At 43.2% G+C, this 25,785-nt stretch carries 17 protein-coding genes and 1 pseudogene; 2 read left to right on the forward strand and 16 right to left on the reverse strand.

Going from position 1 to position 25,785, the window contains the following annotated elements; translation table 11 throughout:
- Positions 1–126 precede the first annotated feature (126 nt).
- From ACR32F_RS21900 to ACR32F_RS21910, 3 genes are all read right to left on the reverse strand, one after another.
- Positions 127–501 carry a DUF7674 family protein gene (locus tag ACR32F_RS21900; protein ID WP_440110723.1) on the reverse strand — a complete coding sequence of 125 codons (375 nt, stop codon included), beginning with the start codon at positions 499–501 and terminating at the stop codon, positions 127–129.
- A 797-nt stretch (positions 502–1,298) separates the two neighbouring features.
- Positions 1,299–1,787 carry a HEAT repeat domain-containing protein gene (locus ACR32F_RS21905; RefSeq protein ID WP_440110725.1) on the reverse strand — a complete coding sequence of 163 codons (489 nt, stop codon included), beginning with the start codon at positions 1,785–1,787 and terminating at the stop codon, positions 1,299–1,301.
- A 346-nt stretch (positions 1,788–2,133) separates the two neighbouring features.
- Positions 2,134–2,469, reverse strand: coding sequence for a hypothetical protein (locus tag ACR32F_RS21910; protein ID WP_440110727.1), 336 nt, complete (start codon positions 2,467–2,469; stop codon positions 2,134–2,136).
- A 531-nt stretch (positions 2,470–3,000) separates the two neighbouring features.
- On the opposite strand from ACR32F_RS21910, the pseudogene ACR32F_RS21915 reads away from it, so the two are divergent.
- Positions 3,001–3,122: pseudogene (locus ACR32F_RS21915) on the forward strand (IS3 family transposase); the annotation flags it as partial.
- A 111-nt stretch (positions 3,123–3,233) separates the two neighbouring features.
- On the opposite strand, the gene ACR32F_RS21920 reads toward ACR32F_RS21915, so the two are convergent.
- The 13 genes from ACR32F_RS21920 to ACR32F_RS21980 all read right to left on the reverse strand — a co-directional run bounded on the left by ACR32F_RS21920 (position 3,234) and on the right by ACR32F_RS21980 (position 24,226).
- Positions 3,234–4,007 (reverse strand): hypothetical protein, encoded by a 774-nt coding sequence (locus tag ACR32F_RS21920; protein ID WP_440110729.1) that lies wholly within the window; start codon positions 4,005–4,007, stop codon positions 3,234–3,236.
- Between the two features lie 36 nt (positions 4,008–4,043).
- Positions 4,044–5,894, reverse strand: coding sequence for an RHS repeat-associated core domain-containing protein (locus ACR32F_RS21925; RefSeq protein WP_440110731.1), 1,851 nt, complete (start codon positions 5,892–5,894; stop codon positions 4,044–4,046).
- Positions 5,895–5,904: 10 nt separating this feature from the next.
- Positions 5,905–6,243: a hypothetical protein gene (locus ACR32F_RS21930; RefSeq protein ID WP_440110733.1), complete on the reverse strand. Its 339-nt coding sequence runs from the start codon at positions 6,241–6,243 to the stop codon at positions 5,905–5,907.
- A gap of 549 nt (positions 6,244–6,792) precedes the next feature.
- The gene (locus tag ACR32F_RS21935; protein ID WP_440110735.1) at positions 6,793–7,272 is read right to left on the reverse strand and encodes a HEAT repeat domain-containing protein; all 480 of its coding nucleotides are present in this window, start codon (positions 7,270–7,272) and stop codon (positions 6,793–6,795) included.
- A gap of 307 nt (positions 7,273–7,579) precedes the next feature.
- Positions 7,580–8,230, reverse strand: a complete 651-nt coding sequence (locus ACR32F_RS21940; protein ID WP_440110737.1) for a hypothetical protein — start codon at positions 8,228–8,230, stop codon at positions 7,580–7,582.
- 97 nt (positions 8,231–8,327) lie between these two features.
- Positions 8,328–13,091: an RHS repeat-associated core domain-containing protein gene (locus tag ACR32F_RS21945; protein ID WP_440110739.1), complete on the reverse strand. Its 4,764-nt coding sequence runs from the start codon at positions 13,089–13,091 to the stop codon at positions 8,328–8,330.
- 31 nt (positions 13,092–13,122) lie between these two features.
- Positions 13,123–16,422 carry a hypothetical protein gene (locus tag ACR32F_RS21950; protein WP_440110741.1) on the reverse strand — a complete coding sequence of 1,100 codons (3,300 nt, stop codon included), beginning with the start codon at positions 16,420–16,422 and terminating at the stop codon, positions 13,123–13,125.
- Between the two features lie 584 nt (positions 16,423–17,006).
- Complete coding sequence (locus ACR32F_RS21955) at positions 17,007–17,594, reverse strand: cell wall hydrolase (protein ID WP_440119978.1); 588 nt, start codon at positions 17,592–17,594, stop codon at positions 17,007–17,009.
- An 806-nt stretch (positions 17,595–18,400) separates the two neighbouring features.
- Positions 18,401–19,618, reverse strand: a complete 1,218-nt coding sequence (locus ACR32F_RS21960; protein WP_440110743.1) for an MFS transporter — start codon at positions 19,616–19,618, stop codon at positions 18,401–18,403.
- Between the two features lie 114 nt (positions 19,619–19,732).
- On the reverse strand, positions 19,733–20,548 hold the full coding sequence (locus ACR32F_RS21965) for a carbohydrate ABC transporter permease (RefSeq protein WP_440110745.1): 816 nt from the start codon (positions 20,546–20,548) through the stop codon (positions 19,733–19,735).
- 69 nt (positions 20,549–20,617) lie between these two features.
- Entirely contained in the window at positions 20,618–21,490 is an 873-nt protein-coding gene (locus tag ACR32F_RS21970) for a carbohydrate ABC transporter permease (RefSeq protein ID WP_440110747.1), read from the reverse strand.
- Positions 21,491–21,493: 3 nt separating this feature from the next.
- Complete coding sequence (locus tag ACR32F_RS21975; RefSeq protein ID WP_440110749.1) at positions 21,494–22,768, reverse strand: ABC transporter substrate-binding protein; 1,275 nt, start codon at positions 22,766–22,768, stop codon at positions 21,494–21,496.
- A gap of 261 nt (positions 22,769–23,029) precedes the next feature.
- On the reverse strand, positions 23,030–24,226 hold the full coding sequence (locus ACR32F_RS21980; RefSeq protein WP_440119979.1) for an LLM class flavin-dependent oxidoreductase: 1,197 nt from the start codon (positions 24,224–24,226) through the stop codon (positions 23,030–23,032).
- 197 nt (positions 24,227–24,423) lie between these two features.
- Between ACR32F_RS21980 and ACR32F_RS21985 the strand changes: the two genes are divergently transcribed.
- Positions 24,424–25,757 (forward strand): IS3 family transposase gene (locus ACR32F_RS21985; RefSeq protein WP_440108848.1). Its coding sequence is split into 2 segments (ribosomal slippage): positions 24,424–24,825 and positions 24,828–25,757, totalling 1,332 coding nucleotides; the frame shifts between segments, so codons are not numbered across the junction.
- Positions 25,758–25,785: the final 28 nt, after the last annotated feature.

Consider the following 25,785-nt stretch of genomic DNA (forward strand, 5'->3'; position numbering starts at 1 on the left):
TGATATTCGTTTTGTCCATTAAGATCTCCCAACTTGTTCAGATTCATATATCAGATACCACTCGAAATATATTTAACTATTAACTTTCAAGTAATAGAAATGAGTGTCTACTTACACAGTTATGGTTCATCTGTTAAGATCTTTTCTCCCGATAAACGCTTCAATTTCATCCGAAAGTTTTTTGGTCCATTCACCCATATATTTTTGTGCTTCTACATATCTATTTAGATCATCACCAATTCTTGCTAAAATGGTTGTTGTTAATACTTGCCTGCTGTACAGGTCTCCTTCTTTTGCGATTTTCTCGAAAAACACAAAATATCTATCAGCTGTACTGTTGAGTTGAGCCTGTTCTAATTGCTTAATTATCTCTTCATTGACATTATCGCCGAAAAAAACATGCGCTAACTCTGTATCATAATCCGTAATGTGTTCTTGATAGGCTGCTTCAAATTCAGGAAACATATCTAAAAACTTTTTGGTTATTACACTTTTACACATAACACACCTTGTCCTCTCATTTACTGTTAAGAGCCTTATTAAGTCATTTATTAGTGCGCTAGCCATGAATAGAAAGAAGAACAACAACCTGTGTTATCAAGTTGATGTTTTTTCAGTAAGTCCATTTATCGAGACTATTTATTAGTAGGATTATCCTTCCATTTCTTTATCCACCTCCATCGTTTGGAGTACTATGGCTAAAACTCCACATCTTAGGAATCGCATGATCCAGCATTTCAAACCATTCATAGGGGTACCAAACTGGATCAATATTCAAATCAGGCTCTTCATGATCGGGTTTAATTAAATAATCACAAGTGAAAGTGATGTGTAGTCTTAAGGATATCCCGCTCTCTCTGCAAGAGTACTTCCTTCTTTATTGATACATTTTAATAACATAATTTGCACACCTTACTTCATCCATATTTGGATTGGACATGTTTTTGTGCATTCATATCTCATCCTCGAAATACAGAACAAACGAGTGTTACAGTTAACCAGCTGTCGGAAGAGACATATAATCATACCGGTCCTGGCTCACATATTGCTTTCGATGACCCCGTCGATCCAATAAGCTAAACTCACCTTGCTCCATAGACTTCCTCATTTTTTTCTTATACGAGCTGCGTCCTGAATCTCCTAGTGCTTTGTAATTCAAGATACGTCCATTTCTCTTCGACATAGAGACGAATAACTTCTTTCTTCCCTTCAATGGAGTATGTCTTAAACTTCTGTCCCCCAAAAATGCACCCCTAGAATTTTATCGATCAAACCCAGGGGCTATTCCAAGGTCTATTCTATGGGGTGCATTTTAGCAATTCTAATGCTTCTTTTAGAATTTCATTTTCAGTATTCTTAAACGTTGATTCAAGAATACTTTTACATTGCTCTTTTTGATTATCTGAAAGCTCGTCTACTACATATTCAAGCAATAAAAAGGCTTGCATATTGACTTCGAGACTTGAAGCACCAATAAAACCTGCAATAGTTGATATATGTGCAGTGTAGTCAAGGTTCTCTAATGCATACAACAATGTTCCTCTACTTCCTACAGTTTTAGGATGAATTAATAACTCTATCAAAATATCTACTGCTTCTTCATTGCCAATATCAGATAGGGCAAGAGCAATTTCATTCCTCAGTATATTATTATCCGTAGCCTTAAGGTGTTCTAATAGGATCTCAAGATACGACTCATCCTTATTCTCACCAATTAATCTAATTATTTCGATAGCCTCTTCAATCTTCCCCTCACGAATAAAATTGTCTAATTTGTGATTTCCCACTACATCATTCCTCTATTTAACTTTAGGTTTACCAATTTGAATCCAGTACTCATATATTGATTTTGCGATCCATGCTGATAAAAGTCACACAATCTTATGAGTCTGAATCCAAGTCGGGATGTATATTTCCTCACCCGAACTGACATGTTTAAGATAAAGTTCAGCATGACTATTTTTTTGAAACAAATTAACCATCACTCTTTGAAAATTCCAGCAAGTCCTTATACCAACATTTCTGTAATGGTTTTATAAGTTGATTCAAGTATAAAGAAGAACACCAACCTCTGTTATCACGTGGGTGCTCTTTTTCTCGGCATTCTTAATCAAGTGGACTTTTACTGATAATCTAGTAGAAAACAACATGAAATATAAATGCTTTGTTAGCATCTGTTGAAGAAAGGAAATAATAGTGTATGGAATTCAATTGATCTTCTCTCACATAAAAAGTTGATGTATATTCAAGGAATTGAACCAGAGAATTAAAAATCTCTTTAACCGTAACCGTTACTTTACTGAATTCTCCTAGTTGGATTCTCAAATTATATTGTTCGTCTTCAAATGTCAATGAAAAATTCTCGATGTTTTCTTGGCGTTCCATAAAATCCGTTGTTTCAGACCACACCCCTATTTCATATGTACAATCTAATTTCTTAGCCAGTTCGAACAATGTACTTTTGTTCATGTTTTTTTATACTTCCCTTTCACCATTTTGGTTTAGGTATAATTGCCTCTTACTTCGATTCGGGTATCTCATATTCAGAGATCACAATCGCATTTCCTTGCCTCATATCAACTCGAAATATGAATTGATGTAATGGAAATTCGGATTCGGTACGTAATACATATAAATCTGAGTCTTCTTCCGGCATTAACGTAATCCAATGAGTTACATTGTTCATATCTAGTACTTTTATTTGTTGAATTGGCAAATCTAATGGCACCAGAATTACGTTACCATCAGTCCTGTTCTTCAAATAAAGTCTGGCGTAGCTGTTCTCTTGTAACAAGTTTACCAATTCTAGTCGATATTCATATTGATCATCAGCTGTAACTTGTATTGAATCTACGTCATTTCCACTTTTGCAGACGTTACACTGTCCTCAACTATGGGCTCCGCTATCTTATTGTAATAATACCGTGTGCCAGGCTCGCCCTGTCCGTTCATATACCAGTCCGTATACTTTTCCACTACCTGTAAAACAGTTTCCACACCTTCTCGACCGTGGAAGAGCTCGTTAAGGGAATCGAACAATATATCCATTTTTACAACCACGAGCGTTTTCAGTAAAACTGAACAACCTTAGTCCGGTTGAGTACCAAACTAAGGTTGCTTAAGTCTGCTTTTAAAGGCAGTCTACTTGGACGGGTAAGTTCAAAATATCGACTTTAAACAAGATCATATTTCTGTCCCTAGGCATCCCAAGTTGTCATCTCGTATATCACTTTCTATTTCTCGCCTATACTTTCCAACAACAACAACTTATTTTCCTTCTTAATATTATTAATTAAATTCGAAAAGCTAATTTCCATTTCTAAATGATCACCTAGCGCATGCGGAACTGAAATGCTAACTCCAATGGCATCTTGAGTGATATAGCTAAATGTACCTGAATCATTTACTTGACCTGCTTCATCTGAGTGTTTAAAATAGCTTATTAAATCTTTAGTATCATATCCACTCAAGATTTCTGTAACAACTCCATTATCTAGCAAATTTAAATCCTCATCATAACTTTTGTAATTTCCTTCTTTAAATTCTTCTACGAATGCCTCATTAACTTCAATTAAATCAATTAATTTAACTCTCGATCCTTTCTTTATATCAATATTCGATGTGTAGAAAACATTTAAAGGATAGGCTGCTCCTTCAGTAAATGCTGACCCGAAGTATTGAATACTTATTAATTCATTACTTTTAAGCATAATCCTATAATTTATTTCAAGACTATCTTTCTCTAGTGAATAGGAATTAGTTATTCTTGTCACTTCTTCTTGAATCAGTGCATTTATTTTCTCGCCGTTTGTAAAATTTGCAACATTAACTAGCTTGGGGTACACAATATTAATATTATTATTAGAATATTTACTACTTTCAACTTTGTAACTCATTCCTATACTCGAATCATTACTACTTTTTGCTTGATCCGAGTGTAACTCAGCTTTCGCATTACAGGACATTAATAGTAAAACTGGTATTATCATTATTAGCCAATGTTTCATCTCTTTTCATCTCCAATCCAAGTAATAAGTCTCTCATTAACGTAAAATTTTCTTAACAAGTGTGTAGTATTTTTTTCTATTAGCAAGATGATTTGTTCCACCGTTAACTCGCTTTGTCACTTGAGTGACTGAAGCTCCTGAATCGACTAGTTTATTCATCTTGTTGTCATCCCACCAAAATCCTGCTGCTCGCCATGCATAATTTTCAGCAACGTATTCAGCACCTAATTTCATGATTTTTGGGTCCCCCATAGCGTCTGCAAATCTTTGGTAGTTATATCTGCCTGTCATTTGTATATATCCTGCGCCTCTAAATTTATAACCATCGCCCTTTTCCTTATTACCAAGTTGTTTACCTAACTTGGTTCCCGGCTCATATTTAGAAAAATACTTTTTGCCACCTAGTTCAGTAGTCCATCTTCCCAATTCCGATTCTTGCATAACCTGTGCTAGAAAATGACTAACCCTCTCATTAGTTGTTATATCAAATGTCCCCAATGTAACATTCAAGTCTTTCACCATATTATTTGTTATATTTTGAAATCCAAGTTGAGTTAACTGCTTTTTAGTTACATATACTGTATACCTATTAACAGTATTTGGTGAGACAGTATCATATGGGCTATCTCCTACGATTGGCGCATGTCCACTTGGATCTACAAACTTCAAAGGATTATTATGGACATATGAATACAAATTCAGACTCAGGGGATCATTCAGTTCACCTTCGTACGTATCCTCACCGATGAATCGTGCCATGCCCGGATCATACCAACGAGCTCGCAAATATTGTAGCCCTACTGTTTCATCCCAATATTCACCAGCATAACGAAGTACATTCGGTACGGTTTCTTCCCAGGTTAGTGGCCCACCCCAGATGTCATAGGTATAACTGTTCAGCACTTGACCGGAATCGTCCACAAGTCCGACAACGTCGCCGTGTCCATTCAATTGGTAGTATTCTAGTTTGCCCGTTTGCTTGTCCTGACGAGCCCATAATTGACCGTACAGATCATAGATATAGGCGTACGTCAGCTCTGCTTTTCCAGACGTTACGCTAGCTTCAGCCATAAGTTTAGCTTCTTCATCGTAATAATATCTCGTCGTTTGGTCGCCTTCTGTACGCTCATATAACAGTCCATCACCATTATAACTGTAAAGTACTGTTTTGCCTTCGCCAGACGCTTTGACTAAACGATTCTGGCTATCATACGCATATGTTGCATCTTTCAGTCCGTAGACTTTGCCACTACCTGTACTGTAACGGTTACCATTCTGATCATATGTGTACGTTTCCTGTTGCGTGCCCGACTCCGTTTGAATACGACTGAGTTCATCGTACGTAAACTGATCTGTTTCTCCATTTTGGGTACGGGACGTAATATTTTTGTTTCCGTCGTAGATGTAGTTAAACTGATGTACCGTGGCACCTCCTTGTGAAACCTCGACTCCCGACAGGTCATATCCGCCGAATTGATAGCTTGTGCTGAGGCCTTGGCCAAACAATACGTTTTCCAGCAGACTATTCGATGCGTAACTAAAGGTCATTCGGTCTACAGGCGTAGCGGCAGATGCAGCGAGTGCCGAAGCGCCTCCCGTACCTGAGGTAATATCCATGGAAGTAACCCGGTTCATTGAATCCAATTCACCGTGTATTCGCAAAGATTGCCCTTTCGCACCGGTCAACGTATATCCCAACCGTTGCTGGGTATTATTTTCATAATCAAGCTTTGTCCCATCCGGGAACGTCAGTCCGTTCAGCATCCCGTCTGCTGCTCGATAGCTGTACGCGGTCTTTCCATGATCATCGATCATTGATGTTCTGCGACCAATCTCATCGTACGTATAGGATACGTTCGTATCCGGTGCTTTCATGCCTGTGAGCATGTTGTCACTGTTATACGTATACTCTGTTTTTTTTTATCGGATTGGCCAACGAACCATTATTACTGAAAATCATAGATTCTCCAGGATATACAGTAATTCGAGTAATCGCATCACCACCTGCTTTTTGGACATCAAATGTCCGATAGGGTACACCATATGTTACAGGCGTTGCTGTAACCAAGGTTACAACAGCGGTTCTTCCTGCTGCTACCGTAGGCTTAGTGGATGTATTCGTCCCTGTAGAACTTTCTGTTCCATTTGGAAGATAAACGACATAGTCATGCTTATCTTTGGTCGCTCCATCACTTTGGATTTTCCACAATACAAATATATCATGTAAAAAGTCCAACGAATGGCCATTCTTTCATTCATAACTCAGTCAATAATTAGTCATATCTTAAAAGCAAGTTTTAAATTGTTAGATAGATTCAGCCTTATCTCTGAAACATAATAGATCGCTGTAACTTCTTGCCACTAAGCGGACAACTCTTTCAAATCAGCAACATACGATATTTCAATAGAATAGATTGGAGGAATGATCGTGGAATTCAGGGAACAGTCTTAGGAATTTTTTTATTAAAATGTCTTTATCCATTTTTACAGCCTCCTCCATTCTGTTAAAATCATTTTTGGATATCAAATAGTATTTGAATAGCTGACATGATGACTTCCTCATTCTTTTCTTGCATGTTCTGCATCCTGAATCTCCTAGTGCTATGTAATTTACGATACGTCCATTGCTCTTCGACATGGAGACGAGTAAATTCTTTCTTCAATTCAATGGAGTATGTAATCCCCTGGAATTAATCTAGGGACTATTCCAATGTCTATTCTATGGGGTGTACTTCAATCAATTTCAAACATTGATATTCTATCCGTTAAATATGTATAGACCTATTTATTTCAGCAATTCTAATGCTTCTTTAAGAATTTCATTGTCAGTATTTTTAAAGTTCGATTCAAGAATACTTTTACATTGCTCTTTTTGATTATGTGAGAGCTCGTCTACTATATATTCAAGCAACAAAAAGGCTTGCATACTGACTTCGAGACTTGAAGCACCAATAAAACCTGCAATAGTTGATATATGTGCAGTGTAGTCAAGGTTCTCTAATGCATACAATAATGTCCCTCTACTTCCTATAGTGTTAGGGTGAATTAATAACTCTATCAAAATATTTACTGCTTTTTCATTGCCAATATCAGATAGAGTAAGGGCAATTTCATTCCTCAGTATATTATTATCCGTAGCCTTAAGGTGTTCTAGTAGTACCTCAAGATACGACTCATCCTTATTCTCACCAATTAACTTAATTATTTCGATAGCCTCTTCAATCTTGCCCTCACGAATAATATCGTCTAATTTATGAATTTCCACTACATCACTCCTCTATTTAACTTTAGTTTACCAATCTGAATCCAGTACTCATATCTAGTAGAAAACAACATTAAATATAAATGCTTTGTTAGCATATGTTGAAGAAAGGAAATAATAGTGTATGGAATGGAATTTAATTGATCTTCTCTAAAATATAAAATGGACAATGAATACCCCCTTCGATTAAATTCTAGGGGGGTTCATTATTGTATTGCCATCACTAACCATAGTTTACGCTTTAGCACATATTTCCTCATATAAAAAACACTAAAACCATATGCTCCTACTATTTTTAGGTATCACACTCTTACTTCGGTTCAGGTATCTCATATTCAGAGATCTTAATCGCATTTCCTTGCCTCGTATCAACTCGAAATACAACTTGGGGTAATGGAAATTTCGATTCGGTACGTAATATATATAAGTCTGAGTCTTCTCCCGGCATTAATGAAATCCAATGATTTACAGAATTCATATCTAATACTTTTATTTGTTGAATTGGCAAATCTAATGGCACCAGAATCACATTACCATCATTCTTGTTCTTCAAATAAAGTCTGGCGTGGCTATTCTCTTGAAACAAGTTTATTAATTCTAGCCGGTATTCATATTTATCATCATCTGTAACTTGTAATGAATCTGAAGTGATGTTCTCCGTTAACCAACCTTGAGTATCGACACTTTTGACTAGCATAGGTGTTAAAGCAAACATACAACATATTAGCAATACCCAAGACAAATATGCGAAAAGTGTAGTGGGATACCACCCTTTAATGAAACAGATGATAGATAAAACAACTAACAAAATAGATGGAATACCAAAATACATTAATATAAAAGTTGAAATTATATCTATATCTCTCTGAAAATATGCAGTTGTGCCTACAATGTACCAAAGCACCGAAGTTAAGCTAGTTAGTGTTGCTAAGACCCAAATTATCTTAACTAGTAATTTCATTTAGTACCTCCTATCTCCTCAAAATAACTTTCGGCATATCTAACTAATATTTTAATGAGAGGGTTACAACGAGTTTATTCGTTGTAACCCGGATAAATTAAGGCTTTTTATAAAAATCAGCAAGATTAGATTGAATGTATTTTTTCCATATAGATACATTAGAATGCATGAACGAATGTGCTTCTATGGCATTATACTTTTTATCCACATCAACTTTTATATTTGCGGCTGAAGGAAAAGTTCGGACGGCTTTTCCTAGTAGCCATATACTTCCACCATTTATTTGAATACCATCACGTTCATTATAAACATGAAGATGCTGACCTACTTCTTGTTTTAGATTGTATCCACGAACTGGAGTCGCAATAGTTACAAGGGTCTCAACTTTTATATCTTTCTCCCCTAAAATATTCGCGATCAAAATTGCTACATTTCCTCCATGGCTGTGACCAACTAGCCTAATTGGCTCTGTTGAATGGGTTTGTTTCCATTTAATAATATCTTCTGCAAGAGTTTCAGCTGCTTCTGCTCTGGCAGAGTTTTTATTACCACCTGACCAACGTGGGATAGCAAGATCTTCCCTGTACAATTCTCTAATATATTTTATGAAATCAGATTTCCATGTTTGTTCTGGATGTGGTGAATTGTTTAGATTAGTTCCATGAATTAACCAAACCTTGTGCCCACTCGGATCAACATATTTCAACGGATTATTATGAACATACGAATACAAATTCAAACTCAGCGGATCGTTCAGTTCTCCCTCGTACGTATCCTCACCAATAAAACGTGCCATGCCTGGATCATACCAACGAGCTCGCAAGTATTGAAGTCCTACCGTCCCATCCCAGTACTCTCCTGCATAACGCAGAACATTCGGAACGGTTTCTTCTGTTGTGAGTGGTCCGCCCCAGATGTCATACGTATATTCGTTCAACACTTGGCCAGTATCATCTACAAGTCCAACTACATCGCCGTGACCATTGAATTGATAATATTCCAATTTTCCAGTTTGCTTGTCCTGACGTGACCATAGTTGTCCATACAGATCATAGATGTAGGCGTAAGTCAGTTCAGCTTTCCCGGACGCCACTTGGGCTTCCGCCATCAGTTTAGCTTCTTCATCGTAATAATACCGGTTAGTTTGGTCGCCTTCGGTGCGTTGATACAGCAAACCATCCCCGTTGTAGCTATACGTTATGGTCTTACCTTCGCCAGTCGCTTTGATCAATCGATTCTGGCTGTCATACGTATATTCTGCATCTTTTAGCCCGTATACCTTACCGCTACCGGTACTGTAACGGTTGCCATTCGGATCGTACGTGTATGCTTCCTGCTGTAAACCCGATTCCGTTTGAATGCGGCTGAGTTCATCATACGTAAACTGATCGGTTGTCCCGTTCTGAGTTCGGGACGTAATGTTTTTGTTTCCATCGTATTCATAGTCGAATTGATGAATGGCGGTCGTTCCCTGGGAAACGGTGACTCCCGACAGATCATATCCGTCAAACTGGTAGCTTGTGCTAAGACCTTTGCCAAACAATACGTTTTCCAGCAAACTGTTTGATGCGTAGCTAAAGGTCATTCGATCTACAGGCGTCTGAGCGGATGCTGCGAGTACCGAAGCGCCCCCTGTTCCCGAAGTGATATCCATCGAAGTGACGCGGTTCATCGAGTCCAATTCACCGTGCACTCGCAAGGATTTTCCTTTCGCATCAGTCAAGGTATATCCCAACCGCTGCTGGGTATTGTTTTCATATTCCAGTTGGGTTCCATCCGGGAAGGCAAGCCCACTGAGCACACCGTCCGTATCACGGTATGAATAGGTTGTTTTGCCGTGATCATCTGTCATCGACGTTCTGCGGCCCATCTCGTCGTACGTATACGATACAGAGGTATCCGGTCCTTTGAACCCTGTAAGCATGTTGTCGCTGTTATACGTATACTCGGTGATTTTCCCGAGCCGATCCTGCTTTTTGATCAGATTGCTCTTTTTATCATAATAATACGTTGTTGCAGAACCATCCAGCATCGGTGGGACCTGCTTGATGATCCGACCCAATTCATCATACTGTTTGGTCACCGTTTGACCGTTGGCAGATACAACTTGGGTTACCTGCCCCTGATAGCTGTAAAAATAACGGCTGGTTTCTTGTTTAGGCGTTGTTGCCGTCGCGATTTGACCAAGCGCATCGTACGTATAGGTTGTCCGCTCCCCATTACCATCAATTGAAGCAGTCACGTTTCCGCTAAGGTCATACTCGTTTTGTTGCAACGGTACAAATGCGCCGTCCCGATATTCTTCTACCGCTGTTGCACGTCCCAGCAAGTCTTTGTTCTCACGAGTTTGGTACCCAGAAGCATCCTGATAAGTCACGGTTTGCCCGACAGGATCAACCGTTGTTTTATCCGTGGTTCCATCCGAATATTGGGTATCTGTCGTTTGTCCAAACGCGTTAACTACATACCTCGTCACATTCCCCTCGGCATCTTCCGAAGCCGTCACGTTTCCTTCGCCATCATAGGCATATTTAAATGTCGCGTCCGCAGTTTGCTCTTCCACGAGCAATCCTAGCGGATTGTACTGTTGTGAAGTAACAATGCCATCTGCTGAAGTACTCGTAATAATGTTATTGGTATCATCGTATGCCGTCGTTGATTGTGTACCATCGGCATGGTTGATTTGAAGAAGACGCCCTGCCAGATCATATTGATTGGTTTCCTGTTCTCCGGCAGCATTCGTCGTTGTCTCTAGTTCACCTGCAGATGTATAACTATACGATTCCACAAGCGATTCCGCTTTGCCAGCAGCATCATGCACGGTCATCGATGTCGATTCCAACAAATGCCCTGCATTCGATGGGTAGCTGAATGTCGCCGTACGATCCTTGGCCAACGTCCCGCCTTTGTCCGTTGTACTAATGACGCGCCCTTTGTCATCCAGCTTCACTTCTGAATCGGAGAGCAATTGTCCACCGTACCCGTTTTTTGTGGTGGTTCGCAACATGTCACCCTGATTGTTGTATGTTATCTCAGTGTACCTTTCCAGTGCGCTGTTCACCTTTGTGGTAATGCGCACTGGTTTGATCCAATTGTAAGGCGCTTTGCCCACTTCGTACGAATAAGTTGATTCTTGACCTGTGCTTTGTTTCTCGGACGTCACCATACCGTTTGCATCATACGTAATAGTCGTTATCAGCTTCTCGCCTGCACGTCCACTCTCGCTTACCCACTCCGTCATTTGAGTCGGAAGGTTTCGCTTCGTCTGGCTATCGTACTGAAGCTCCGTAGAATAGGTTGCATCATCTCCAGTTAGTGTATGCTGATCTGCACGAACCAGATTTGGTACGGTGGCGGCGCTAAACGTTTTGGAGAACGTCCAAGTATCTACAGTGTTCTCTGCTTTCACTTTCGTTGTCCATAATGCGGATTGACCGTAAGAGTCCAGATCTTCTCCAGAGTACTCAAAGTTAACCTTGTCCAGAACGCCTTCGCCTTCTGTTGTACTAAACTGGCTCTTGCGCTCTCTTACTTTGAATACGAAATGGGAGGAAGCTTCGCCAATCTGCTTCAGCGCCGGAATATATGCATAATCCGTTATAGCTGATGAAGGGCTTGTAATACGCGATAGCAACGCTGTATGCATCACACCTTGAGCATTTTGGTTGCTTTGCAACTCAGGCAGGAAATTGAATTTGGATTCCGGATAATAGTACGTATACGTCGTTGTCCGATCGAGAGCATCCGTGTATTCTCGCAAAATGCGAATGCCTTCGTCCTCGCGTTGCGTGTACGTTGCTTTATGATCCGTTCCGGCAAGCTGTACAGTAACCTTCAGGTTGTCATAAGCAAATGTCAGTGCCTGACCTTCACTGTTTTCAATTCGTGCAATCGCTTGGTTTCCATTCAAAGTCGTATAGTGAAAATTCACGGTATTCCGGTAGCCATCTGTAATTTGCAACAGTTCTCCGGCTTCATTAAATAGATAATCGTAGCCGTTACGGATGGATAGACGATAACTGCTAGATGAACCATCAACAGTTACAGTCGCATCTCGCTTAAAGCTTAAGTCATTCCATACGTAACCTTCCAGTTCCAGATTCGCGTTTAAGCGGTAATAGCCCACGCCTGGAATCAGAATATACTGATGATCGCCACGCTTTTCCATGAAAGGAATGTCCCAACGCCAGCCTTGTCCCAATCCAGCAGAGAGTTCTTCCTTCCGTGGCGTAACCACATTGGAATACGTTTGTGTCGTTTCGTCATATTCAACGCCCAGCTGTCCACTGGCTCTAGCGCTGTCATAGACGCGTGTCAGATCAAACGGAATGAGACCAGGTAGAGAAAGGTCAGTACTCTGAATCATCATTTCCCCTGTAGCAGTAGAGATGGATTCCGCTCCATAAGACGTCATATAAAGCGATGCGTCATCTCGGATATCGACATGATTCAGTCCAGTTTCATCCACGGTCGTTCCTGTACCTGGAGCATCCTCTCCAAGAGCATTACTCGAGAACGTGTTTTGCTGTGATGATCCGGAAGGGCGTAGCCCCTCCATTTGAATCGGTTCGCTGATTTCTTGTGCTTCTAGCCATTTCTCAGCAGCCTCGCCGCCTGTGCGATCTGTCTGTAAAGCTTTATACAGCTGGTACAGCGAGTAACCTTGATCTAGTTTCTTCTCAATCCAATCTTCTTTGATACCAAATTGCTCTTTTAAACTATGGATTGTAATGTAGGTAGCGGAAGGGAGGGAATCCCTACCTTCTGCCGCCGCTGCTGCTTGTCCTCCATATCCAAAAGAACCGAGCCCACTAAGAACCAATATGGCGCATAACCAAATGATCGTTATTTTCTTAAACACTCCATCACCTCAACCTAGATTTAGACAATCATTAATTAAATGGGAAAATCTTTTTCGTTCGTTTCGTTTGGTTTCCGTTACGATCATACTCAAACACAATCTGATCTCCCGTAAATAGAACGACTTTAAGCAATTGATTGCCATAGCCGTACTCATAGCTGTTGTCATTGCGAATGTTCATCCATGCTGCTTTTATGACTCCCTGAATTGGTTTTCCATCCTTTTCACTCAGCTTGAGATAATAATTCTGTCCACCTTGAAGCTCCCATTCAAGAATGGTATATTGCTCACCATATACCTGTTCTTGCTCTATTGAAGCAGCTACCGGAATGCTCAGTTCCTTATCTGAATACAATTCGATCCGAGGCTCGATAGAAAAATCACCTGATTCCTTTATCGCAATCCGATACTTGTCAGAGCTATAAGGACTAAAACGGTAGTACACATTTCCTTGCTGAACTGTGGGAAGATCCGTTTCTGTATTTTCATACAAAGTCAGAAACTCCACTTCCGCTTCCTTGACCGTAAAATGGCGGTAAGCAGCTACAAATTTCAGCGTTTGGGATGACACATTATGCACCTGAATATCAGACTTTCCAGGTATGTGTTGTGATCCTACCGTATTCTCACCTTCCTTAACAATCACTTGGTTCTGGTTCCGGATAACGTAATCATAGGTTAATCCTTCTGTATGAGATGTAAAGAGCAATGACGAATAAGATGATGTGTTTGAGAACAACACCGTGGTATTTGGCTCCACACTCTGTTTGATAAGTGCAGGCTCCTGACTGGGACTAGCTGTCACAGGAACGTCATACTCAATCGTTACCGGCTCTGAAGATACTACGGTTAAGACAAGCGTTCCACCCGCTGGAACTTCCCATGTTTCAAGACTTGAACCTTCTGTTAGATACCGATATTTATCTGTTCCTTCATATACCACAAAATCCACAATGGAATTGGTTGCTCTAATCCGATTCAACTGAGCCGTTTTCGAACCCGGATTCGTAAATACTGCGCTCTCACCTTGGTTAACGGTGATTTCCGATTCTGGTGAAGGGACTTGATCATCTTGTCCACGGAAAACGCGGTAAATCCCACCATACGTTATGGGTTGATCTGAGATGTTGGTAACGACAACTTTTTTACCACCCAGGACATACGCTTCGATCGCTGTTGCTGTTCTACTACTTGACTCTGTTCCATCTACGTTATAAATCGTGTAATCATACACCCGCCCCGCGCTGCTGGAAGCATCATTTCGGAGCCTTTCCGAATCCGAACTTGTATTGGTGAAGGCATAGCTTTCACCTTTGTTCAATGTCACGCGCAGATAAGCCGGTTCCTGGCTATCCACTACAGAGAAATCATCCGTGTATTCAAATAAGACAGGTGTACTTCCCCCTACGGTAACGACAGCTTCACCACCGGAAGGAATGGTAGCGAGACTTACATTGCTATTGAATTTGTCACTATGTGCTCTGCCGTCTGCCTTATACACAACAATATCAAACAGTGCACCTATTTTTTTGGCATTACTCCGTATTGGGTTACTGAGTGAGCCTCCATTGTGGAATTTGACCGATTGGCCCGGTGATACGGTAATCTTACTTAGTGCTTCATTTGGTCGATCCTCCACATCAAAAATGGTGTAAATCGCACCTATAGTTACAGGTTGAGCGGATACACCGGTGACCACTGCTTTATTTCCATAGTAAACAACAGGTTCAACCGCTGTTGCTTTTCTTGTGCTCCGTTCTGTGCCATCCGGATAATAGGTGACGTAATCAAATATCCGCCCTTGGGTGGTGGATGCATCACTGTCTAGATATTCCCGATCGGTACTGTTATTCCAAAATGTCACGCTTTCTCCCTGTTTAAGTGTTACGCGATGGTATGCGGGTTCCATGCTTTCTTCAACCGAGAAATCATCTGTGTAACTAAACTCAATGGGGACTTGCCCAGCTACCGTCACAATCGCATACCCTTGTGAGCGAATGATCGGATTGGTATTTTTGTTAAAACCATCCGAATGAACGACGTTTTCTGCTGTATAAAGGACGTAATCAAAAACGGCTCCATTGGTACTGCTGGCATTGTTTTTTATCGGATTGGCCAACGAACCATTATTACTGAAAATCATAGATTCTCCAGGATATACAGTAATTCGAGTAATCGCATCACCACCTGCTTTTTGGACATCAAATGTCCGATAGGGTACACCATATGTTACAGGCGTTGCTGTAACCAAGGTTACAACAGCGGTTCTTCCTGCTGCTACCGTAGGCTTAGTGGATGTATTCGTCCCTGTAGAACTTTCTGTTCCATTTGGAAGATAAACGACATAGTCATGCTTATCTTTGGTGGAACCATCACTTTGGAGCGCATCTGATTTGGAACTGATGTTGGTGAACTGGTAGCTCTCGCCCTGATGTAGAGTCGTACGCGTATAGGCTGGCTCATCACTCCATTCACCGGTATATACTTCGTAAGGAAGTCCAACGGTGACAGGCTGTGCTCCGGCCCCCGTAAAGATGATCTCGTTCCCTCCTCCTAAGTATGGTTTGCCGGTTGATTCAAAATTCGAACTAGAAAGGCTTCCATCTTCATTGTAGTTTGCATAGTCATATCTCCGGTCTTGAGCTGTGGAGGTATCCGCACTAACAGCTCTCGTTTGTGTTCCTTCATTGACGAACCGATAGCTCTCACCTTTGGACAAGGTGGCTCTATGTAAGGCAGGATTCGCAGATACACTATAAGTAAATTCAGCAGGTATTGTTACTGTAAATGCATTGCTCCCACTTGAAGTCACGACAGCGGTGTATCCTGCTCCTACGGATAAGCTACTAGTCGAATTCATGTTATCCGTTGAAATACTTCCATCTGTTTTATAAACAGCATAATCATAAGAACTGCTTCTCGATGACGCAGCATCTGTGCTCAAGGATCTTGAGCGAGTTCCATTATTAGTGAAGCTATAGGAATCACCAGGATACATAACTATAACTTGCTCTTCGGCAAATGCCATGGCTTGAGGAGTAAAGAAATCTTCTTCGTACGTATCCTCAGTTACGGTCTGTACATCATCTACATCTTCCACATCTTCGTCTACACCTTCTGGTTCTTCGTGGATATCCGGATCAATAAGATCTAGATCCTCGTCGTCTGTTACAGCTGATTCCTCCATAAAAACATCGACATTCTCAGCGCTACTTTCAGTCGTTATTATGGCGTCCGTTTGATCCGAAAGGGCGTAACCACTAGTCGGATACATGGTTCCAATCAACAACAAAGCCATCAGAAAGACAATAAAACCTTTTTTTAATCTCATGGAATTTATATTCCTCCTTTATATTATTTCTCCATTTACTTCCTCATCAGTGGTCTAAATGGAGCCTAATAAATCATTATCGTCATTTTCCTTATTTTAGGATATAGTTAATTAGTCCCTACTTTCAGGGACTTTTTTTCTTTTCCCTTTCAGATAACAATTAATATAACCTGTAATTATCTTGATTCGAAATAGAATGAAAGATTGGATGAAGTTGAAATGTTATTTCATTTGAAGTTACATATCTTCCTATTTGAACTAGTGTTTAATTCCTGAAAACAAAAAAAAGCCGCCATGTAGACGACTTTGGTGGTACCTTCTCAAATAAACAGATGAACAAAGTTAAGCTTCCAGTACGAATCAATATTCAATCGGTGTCCGTTGTTTCAGTTCGGCATGGAAAGCCTAGATCCAATTGGAGCATGCCCTCATTGATAAAGATCTCACACCGAATTGATCTTTTATCAGCCGCAGCTATTTTCGTGATCTTATCGGCAATATCTTCGGCCTCTAACAGGGATGAAAATACAGCCGAGGTTCATCATTATCATTTCAAATACGAGACTACATATCTCTACTTAGACTCATCTCGTAAAATCATGCTGCCCAATCGTCAGCAGCGTCGGCCTGCTCTTGCTCCACACCGAAGTGGCAATCTTCGGATTGTAATAATAAAGCGCTCCGTTCGTCGGATCGGCACCATTCAACGCCTGACGTGCTGCGCGATAAGAGGTCTGGGTCGGCTTTTGATTAAATTGCCCATCGTCTATCGCAGTGAACTGACCTTTCTGGAAAATGACCTTTGAGATGGATGAAGGGAATTCACCAGACTGCACCCGATTCAAGACTACCGCGCCTACCGCAACCTGTCCTTCAAAAGATTCTCCGCGTGCTTCCCCGTGGATCAGCTTCGCCAACTGGCGCAGTGTTTTGCCTTCGGCATCGGCCTTTTTGTTCAGCCTGTTCAATGTTGCTGGTCCTGCAATGCCATCTGCACTCAACCCCTGAGCTTGCTGGAACTTGCGAACAGCACCTTTGGTAATGGAACCGTAATATCCCGTCAATCCAGCGTCAAAGTAACCCAGATCGCTCAATTGCTCCTGCAATTGCAGCACATGTTCACTGCGAATGCCCTGCTCCAGCTTTTGCGCTCCCGCAGAAGGAGCTACCATTGTGAGACCTAGAGTCATTGCACAGGTACCAACAAGCATGCTGACTCGTCCTGCTCTTCTGCCAGTCTTTCTCCCTCTCCGATGGGTTACTGAGCGGCTGATGGTTATAGGTTCCATGTTGCCAGCACTTGTGTGCAACTCAAGCCTTTCATTCATACCCTTCACTTTAATCATTTCATCCATGCTGTTCATTTCATCCATATTGTTCATTTCAAACACTGTATTCGCACGGTTCACTTCAAACATTTTACCCATGCTATTCATGTTCGTGTTGTTCATCTTGTTCATGTTGTTGTTCATGCTGTTCTTGTTATTCATCATTTTCATCTCTTTCGTAACTTTAATTTTATTCTCGCCATACATTCCATGCATTTCAAGCACTTCATCCCTACTATGCTCGCTGTACATTCCATTCATCTCAATATGGTCATTCGCTCTATTCTGTTCACTCACACGATTGAATTCGTTCAATTCATCCATTTCGTTCATTTCATTCGTTTGATTTATTCCAATTTTGTTCTTCATCATTCCATTAACCTCCACTTTTCTGAATCCAGATCCCACTTCTTTCCCCTGAATCCTCACGGTTGGACATCCCGAGTGTCATTATAGGATATAGAAAAAGTGAAGTCTATCGGACCGATGGCGCAGGCGGAAATCCACTCGGTACACAACAAAAAGAGGCATGAGCCCATGGTCACGCCAGGGTCACCCCTCTTCTTGTATCAACCATTTGTCGCTTGTCCAGCCCATCATCAACGTAGGCAAGCAGACCCGTACAAAAGTTGCGTTGTATTTATTGACAATTACTCAGCTAGTTCCAGACCCTTCGTTTCCCGGCCTAAGAACAGCACAGCTGCTGCGCCAATGAGGATCGTCACGAAGAAAATCGTGAAAATCAGGCTGATCGCCACCTCGCGCTGAACCAGCATCCCAACCATTAATGGGGCAAGGACGCCCCCGATTCGACCTACCGATGTGGCAAGACCGACACCAGTCGAACGAACCGAAGTTGGATACAATTCCGGGCTGTAGGCGTACAGACCACCCCAAGCTCCCAGATTGAAAAAGGAAAGACAGATGCCTGCGGTCAGGATCGTCGCTTCGGTTGTTGCCAATCCAAACGCAATCGCACTTACTGCGGTTAAGGTAAGATACACAACGAGTACGAATTTGCGACCAAAGCGCTCAATGAAGTACGCTGCGGTGAAGTATCCTGGCAGCTGCGCGATCGTCATAATCAGCACGTACTGAAAACTCTTGACCAGCGTGAAACCTTTGGCCATAACGACCGAAGGCAGCCACAGGAACATGCCATAATAGGAGAAAATGACGGTAAACCACAAGATCCAGAGCATCAACGTGGTACGGCGATGTGGTGCTGACCAGACCGTAGCAACCTTCTCACGGAACGTCATTTTATGGAGCTTGGTATGGTTTTTGTACCGCGGCGGGTCCTGAATGGCACGACGCAGATACAGTGCATAGAACGCCGGAAGTGCACCGATGGCAAAAGCAATTCTCCATCCGTATTCCGGGATGACAAAGTTGGCAATGAGTGCCGATACAATCCAGCCCCCTGCCCAGAAACTCTCCAATAATACAACGGCACGTCCACGTTCCGCAGTCGGCATTGATTCCGATACCAGTGTAGATGCCACGGGCAATTCTCCGCCCAGTCCAATACCCGCAACCAGACGTAGTGCACACAATACTGCAAATCCGGTGGCGAGTGCAGACAGACCGCTTGCAATCGTGAAGATGAGCAGGGTCCACATCAAAATGGCCTTGCGGCCGAAACGGTCTGCGAGTGCTCCCGCAAGCAAGGCTCCTAGCGCCATGCCGATGGAGTTAATACTGGTCAGCACGCCGACTTGTCCGGGACTGAGACTCCATTCCTTGGCGAGTGCAGCTACGATAAAGGAAATCATGCCGACCTCCATCGCATCAAACAGCCAGCTCATGCCGGCACTGAACAGCAGCTTGCGCTGCTTGGGATTCCGCAATACTTCCAGTTTGCTCATAACGTATAGCTCCCTTGATCTCTATGTAGTCATTCTGACACTAAACTATTATTATGCAGAATGATCTAGAAATCAATGCAAAATACGTATATCCGTCTATCTTCTCTCCATACCTTACCCCTTGAGTGAACCCGCTGTCAGGCCTGCAACAAAATAACGCTGGAGCAGCAGGAACAGCAAAATCATCGGAATGGCCGTTACCAGCACACCTGTGAGCATCATCGGATAATTGGTCACATACTCCCCGCGGAACTGCATGAGTGCAAGTGGTAGCGTCAGCTTGGACTTACTGCTGAGCATCAGCATCGGAATAAGCAGATCATTCCACACCATAACCAGCAGGAACGTAGCTGTCGCCGCCAGTGAAGGTGCAGACAGTGGCAGTGCGATACGAGTATAGAGCCTCCACTCGCTTGCCCCGTCCATACTGCCCGCCTCCAGAATTTCCGAATTAAGCATGCGCATGAAGCCCGTCAGCATAAACACCGAGACAGGCATCAGCATAGCGGCGGATACAACGATCAGTCCTGTTAGACTGTCCGACCATCCCAATGTGCGTGTCAAGGAATAGATCGGCAGCATGCTTACTTGGGAAGGCACGATCAGACCTGCTACAAACAGGGCGAACACGATTTTGCCTACGCTGCCGCCCCAGCGGACAATGGCATAAGCAATCATGCTGCTCAGCAATAACTCAATTGCTACCGTGCCCAGCGTCACAACCAGACTGTTCCCGAAATATTGCCACATCGGCTGGTTGCGGAACATGCCAATGACGTTATCCCATGTAAACGGGTCCGGCCAGCTGAAAGGACTGGTGAAGAAGTTGCTGCTTGTTTTGAACGAGGATACAAATACAAAGTACAGCGGCATGATGATTAGCAGTGAGTATACGAATAAGATCAGTCGATTGAACCATTTTAAAACCATCTAAACTCCCTCCTTCCTTAGTTCTGCTTCAGATGCTGTTCAGGGTCACATAACAATCCGTCCAATCGGTTAATAGCTTACCCGGTCAGCACGCAGCGCCTTGAACTGCAATATTGTCAGCAACGCGAGCAGCACAAGGAAGATCATCGAACCCGCGGAAGCGAGGCCAAATGAGTAGCTGCCAAAGGCGGTATGATAGATATATGTCGTCAAAATTTCAGTTGCGTAATTCGGGCCTCCGTCCGTCATTGTGAAAATGAGGTCAAATGCCTTGAACGATTGAATCGTCGTATACGCCACAACAATCGTTGCCGAAGGTGCCAGCAGCGGCCAGGTCACGGTACGGAATACTTGCCATTTGCTACCGCCGTCCATGCGAGCCGCTTCGTACAGTTCTGCTGGAATACCTTGCAGACCCGCGATAAATACAATCATCATTTGTCCGGCATGGGCCCAAACTTGTACCGCAGCGATGGAATAGATGGCGATCTTGGGGTCACCGATCCAGTTGCGGGCGATGCTTCCCATCCCCGCCTCATTCAATCCATAATTGATTAATCCAATCGTTGGATCATACATGAATGCCCAGATCAATCCGACCGATACGGACGAGAGAATGGCAGGCAGGAAATACAATGCCCGAAGCACAATCCGCGTCTTGGTATTACGTACCAGGAGCAGCCCCAGAACAAGTGAAATAAAGGTTTGCGCGATAACGACCGTTAACATGAATTCAACGTTATTACCAAAAGCCTTGCGAAATACGATGCTGCTGAGACTGTCCTTGTAATTATCCAGCCCTACAAATGCATACGACGGGGATACCCCATCCCAGTCCGTAAAGGAGTAGAATAGCCCCGTCAATGTAGGAAATACGAACAATCCAACGTACAGCAGCAACCCGGGGATCAGAAACAGGGATAGCTGAATACGGTTCTTCATCGTTTATTTCCCGATATGCTGATCAATGATCGCTTGTGCCTGCTGTGCTGCCTCTTCTGGAGAAGTGCCGCTCAGCACGGCCTGAATGGAGTTGGTTACGGCTTTCTGATTATCTCCGTTCAGGATGGTGAATCGTGGCTGGAACACGGTCTTTTGGTTAGCCCAATCTCCTGCAACCTGAAGCTCAGGCGTATCATACTTCACGTCATTTACCGTTACATTCTGTCCCGTCTGGTTGGCGTATTCGCCAGCCACTTCCGGATTGCTCAGGAATTCGATGAACTTCTTCGCTTCTTCCGGATGTTTCGACTTGCTGTTCACTGCGAGCATAAATGTGGTGGTGTGCACCCCTTCATATTTCGCCTGATCGGCACTTACGGTAATCGGTGCAAGCAGCTTCTGTTCCAGATTCGGATTTTGCAGCTTGTTCTGTGCTAACTGATACGATCCACTTGCCAGCATGGCTGCTTTCTCCTGGATAAAGAGCGCTCCCGCTGCTGGGTCTTTCATTCCCAATGCATCCTGCTGGAAGTACCCTTTATCGTTCAGTTCCTTGATTTGAGTTAATGTTTTTACCCAAAATTCATCCGTCAGTTTGGCTTCGCCAGCTTCCACTTTGGTAAAAATGTCGTCATTCGGTGCATTGTTCATCACCATTGTGTTCATGAATTGACCCGGACCAATGTCCGCTCCGGCAAAAGCAATCGGAATGATGCCATTGTCTTTCAGTGTCTGGCAAAGTGCGAGGAAGCCTTCCCAATCCTTCGGCGGCGTCAGGCCGTATTTTTCAAACAGCTTCACATTGTAGATTGGATCGTTATATACGAGTTGATACGGGATCGCATATTGCTTACCATCATGCTGTCCGGCTTCAATCAGCTTTGGATTGTAGGCCGACAGGAATGATGATCCGGTCAGATCTGTGAACAATCCGGCTTTGGTGAAGGCTTCGAACTGTGCACCCGGGAAGGAAGTAAATACATCCCCTACTGAACCGTCACTGATTTTGGATTGTACAGTGGATTGATACTGGTCCGAAGGAAGCGTCTGCATTTCTACATGGATGTTTGGATTTTCTTTTTCAAACGCATCAATCGTCTTGTTTAATGCTTCCACATCTTCTCCACGCCAGTGCATGAAGCTGATCGTTACTTTGCCCGAACCGGAGGAGCCGTCCTCTCCTGATGCCGCATTATCCCCGCCGCCGCAAGCCGACAGCAGGATGGACATCACCAGCATACTGACAAGCGGCAAGATCAATTTTTTATTTTTTTTCATGAAAGACGACCTCCTGAAGGATGATTGATATTTTATAAGTTCAACTAAAGATTGTTTATACTGATCACTCCGATGACAGAATAACCTTCCGATCGCTGTTATCCCCAGATTTATTTGATTCCTTTTTATAAAAGGAAAAATCCGGGGATAAAGGCGAGATGATGCTTACGAAGTAGCTTTCTTTCAGAAAGCTTTTAGCTTCGCTTCTTCACGTTATTTCTGTCCTCTCCGTTTTCGTATAAAAAGATTAGTTGAACTTACTTAGTTGGTAGTAATTGAATGTTGCTTCTGTCTTGTTTTCCATTTCTCACGAATGATCGGCATAACCGTGCGTCCAAAAATTTCAGCCTCTTCCAGATGTGGGTACCCGGACAGAATGAAGGTCGTTACGCCGAGATCTCCGTATTCCATCAAACGTTCCGCGACCTGTTCGGCTGTCCCCACAATGAGGATCGCTCCCCCTGAACGAACAACGGACAATCCTGTCCACAGGTTGGGACCTACGACAAACTGCTGCTTCTCGGACAGTTCTCTCAACTCGTTTTGCCTGCGCTGGTTGGTCGCGTCTGTCTCGGCAAAAGCGGCTTTGGCCTTCTCAATCGCTTCTGGCGGTACTTTGCTAATAATCTCCCAAGCCGCTGCCCATGCTTCTTCCTCGCTATCCCGAATGAGGACCTGTGCCCGCATGCCATAACGCAACTGACGATCTTGTCCGGTTTTCTCTTTGACCTGTTCGCGAATGGCTTCGATTTCTTCGATCTGCTCCTGAATCCAGTCATGAGGCTCTCCCCACATGAGGAAGGTATCGGCATGTTCAACCGCGACTCGCTTCGCAATCGGTGAACTTCCTCCCAGATAGAATGGTGGATGCGGCTTTTGCACCGTTTCAGGCATGCCCACTGGGCCTTTGAAGTTATAATACTGACCGTTAAACTCCGCATGTTGATCGGCCTTAGCTTCCCTATTCGCCTGAGCACCACTTCCACTTCCACTTCCAGCAAACTCGGTCAGATTAAGCCCAGTGGATTGGGTCCACGAACGCTTCATCACTTCCATGTACTCACTCGCCCGTTCATAACGTTCATCATGGGCATGTGCCAGTGGATCTCCCAGTTCCTCCAAATCCCGAACCGAACTGCCTGTAACGACATTGATCATAGCCCGACCACCAGAGAGTTGATCCAGTGCCGCGCCCATACGTGCCGCCAATACAGGGGTGACCAGACCTGGGCGAATGGCGACCAGCGGACGCAATGTTTTCGTGTGACTCATGACAGCCGAACCCACAACCCACGCATCCAGACATGCTCCACCTGTCGGAATCAATACAAATTCGAATCCTGCCTTCTCAGCCGTCTGCGCCACATCAATCAGATAATCCAGACTCGGTTCCCGCTCCGGGGCAACCCCAACATACTTCCCATCCCCTGCTGTAGGCAAAAACCATCCAAACTTCATCTCTTCCTGTTCGCTCACGCAAGTCATTCCCTTCTATGAATAAATTGATCTAACAATGTTTCACTCAAGCACTTCGGTTACAGAAAACCTTTCGAGCACTCTAAACTGTACCCTATAGAGTAGACACTTTGAAAAAAGTCTCTCTATGGGGTATTTTTGTTGTATGCCACGAACGAGACGAGGATGGAGATAAGCTGATGAGTAAAAAAATGTTTACAGATCGAGAAATGAAACAACTTTCAAAAAACCCATATGTAAAGTCCGTATCGACCAAAGGGATTACGTATACAGACGAGTTCAAGCAACTCTTTATTGCATCGAATCAGCAAGGAAAGCCGCCCAGAGACATTTTTGAGTCCTGTGGGTTGGATGCGGAGATCGTTGGAATGACTCGCATCGAAGCCGCTGCCAAACGGTGGAGAGCCAGATACAGAGAGCAGGGCGATTTAGGTTTACACGATGCAAGAGGCAAGCATTCAGGAAGACCTTTAAAGCGAGAATTAACCTTGGATGAGAAGAACGCGAGACTCGAAGCGCAGATTCGTTTGCTCCAAGCAGAGAATGAACTCTTAAAAAAGATTCGGATGGCCGAACGGGGGTGGAACCACGAGTAAAACTAGTGCCTGGTCTTCGATACAGATTGATTCGATTCGTGATTCAGAAATACCATCTAAGGCGGATGGTGAGTGTTTTGTGCGAGGTCGCAGGTGTCTCTAAAAGCGGCTACTACCGCTACTTTAGCGCTCCAGCCATCCACAGACGCCATCGGAGCGAACAGGCCGATGAAGAGTTGCGCGTTCACGTCAGCCGGGCCTTCCATTTTAAAAAGCGCTACAAAGGTGCACGCTCCATCAAGATGACACTGGAGGGAAAGTTTCAAATCGTCTGGAACCTCAAGCGAATCCGAAGAATCATGAAGAAATATAGTATCGTATGTCCTATTCGAAAGGCCAATCCGTACAAGCGAATGATGAAGGCGACCCACGAACATCGGACCGTGCCTAACTTGTTACAACGTAACTTCAAACAGGGCGTGCCGGGCAAAGTGCTTCTAACCGATATTACCTACTTAACTTATGGAAAAGGGAAACGAGCCTACCTGTCCACCATCAAGGACAGCTCCACCAATGAAATTCTGGCTTACCATGTGTCGGAACGAATTACCATGGATCTCGCGACAAATACGTTGCTTCACTTACAGAAGAATCGAAGATGGAAGAAGACCAAAGACGCGTTCATTCATTCGGATCAAGGTACCCACTATACCCATCCGGATTTTCAGAAGAAAGTGAAACGTATGGGCTTTGGACAATCCATGTCCAGACGAGGGAACTGCTGGGATAACGCTCCGCAGGAGTCGTTCTTTGGTCATTTTAAGGATGAAGTATTGCTGAAGGACTGCACCACACTGGAAGAAGTCAAACGAGAAATTAAATCATATATGACCTACTACAACCACTACAGATACCAATGGAACTTAAAAAGGATGACCCCTGTAGAATACAGAGATCACCTTCTTCGGGCCATGTAGGTCTTTTTTAGAAATGTCCTTTACATAG

It is taken from the genome of Paenibacillus hebaui (assembly GCF_051934385.1).
Classification (GTDB): domain Bacteria; phylum Bacillota; class Bacilli; order Paenibacillales; family Paenibacillaceae; genus Paenibacillus.

Excerpts from the sequence above, each read along its gene's own strand:
- ACR32F_RS21965 (WP_440110745.1), bottom strand. The coding sequence starts at position 20,548 with ATGGTTTTAAAATGGTTCAATCGACTGATCTTATTCGTATACTCACTG.
- ACR32F_RS21910 (WP_440110727.1), bottom strand. The coding sequence starts at position 2,469 with ATGAACAAAAGTACATTGTTCGAACTGGCTAAGAAATTAGATTGTACA.
- ACR32F_RS21970 (WP_440110747.1), bottom strand. The coding sequence starts at position 21,490 with ATGAAGAACCGTATTCAGCTATCCCTGTTTCTGATCCCCGGGTTGCTG.
- ACR32F_RS21975 (WP_440110749.1), bottom strand. The coding sequence starts at position 22,768 with ATGAAAAAAAATAAAAAATTGATCTTGCCGCTTGTCAGTATGCTGGTG.
- ACR32F_RS21900 (WP_440110723.1), bottom strand. The coding sequence starts at position 501 with ATGTGTAAAAGTGTAATAACCAAAAAGTTTTTAGATATGTTTCCTGAA.
- ACR32F_RS21950 (WP_440110741.1), bottom strand. The coding sequence starts at position 16,422 with ATGAGATTAAAAAAAGGTTTTATTGTCTTTCTGATGGCTTTGTTGTTG.
- ACR32F_RS21980 (WP_440119979.1), bottom strand. The coding sequence starts at position 24,226 with ATGAAGTTTGGATGGTTTTTGCCTACAGCAGGGGATGGGAAGTATGTT.
- ACR32F_RS21925 (WP_440110731.1), bottom strand. The coding sequence starts at position 5,894 with ATGCTCACAGGCATGAAAGCACCGGATACGAACGTATCCTATACGTAC.
- ACR32F_RS21955 (WP_440119978.1), bottom strand. The coding sequence starts at position 17,594 with ATGGTAGCTCCTTCTGCGGGAGCGCAAAAGCTGGAGCAGGGCATTCGC.
- ACR32F_RS21940 (WP_440110737.1), bottom strand. The coding sequence starts at position 8,230 with ATGAAATTACTAGTTAAGATAATTTGGGTCTTAGCAACACTAACTAGC.
- ACR32F_RS21960 (WP_440110743.1), bottom strand. The coding sequence starts at position 19,618 with ATGAGCAAACTGGAAGTATTGCGGAATCCCAAGCAGCGCAAGCTGCTG.
- ACR32F_RS21920 (WP_440110729.1), bottom strand. The coding sequence starts at position 4,007 with ATGAAACATTGGCTAATAATGATAATACCAGTTTTACTATTAATGTCC.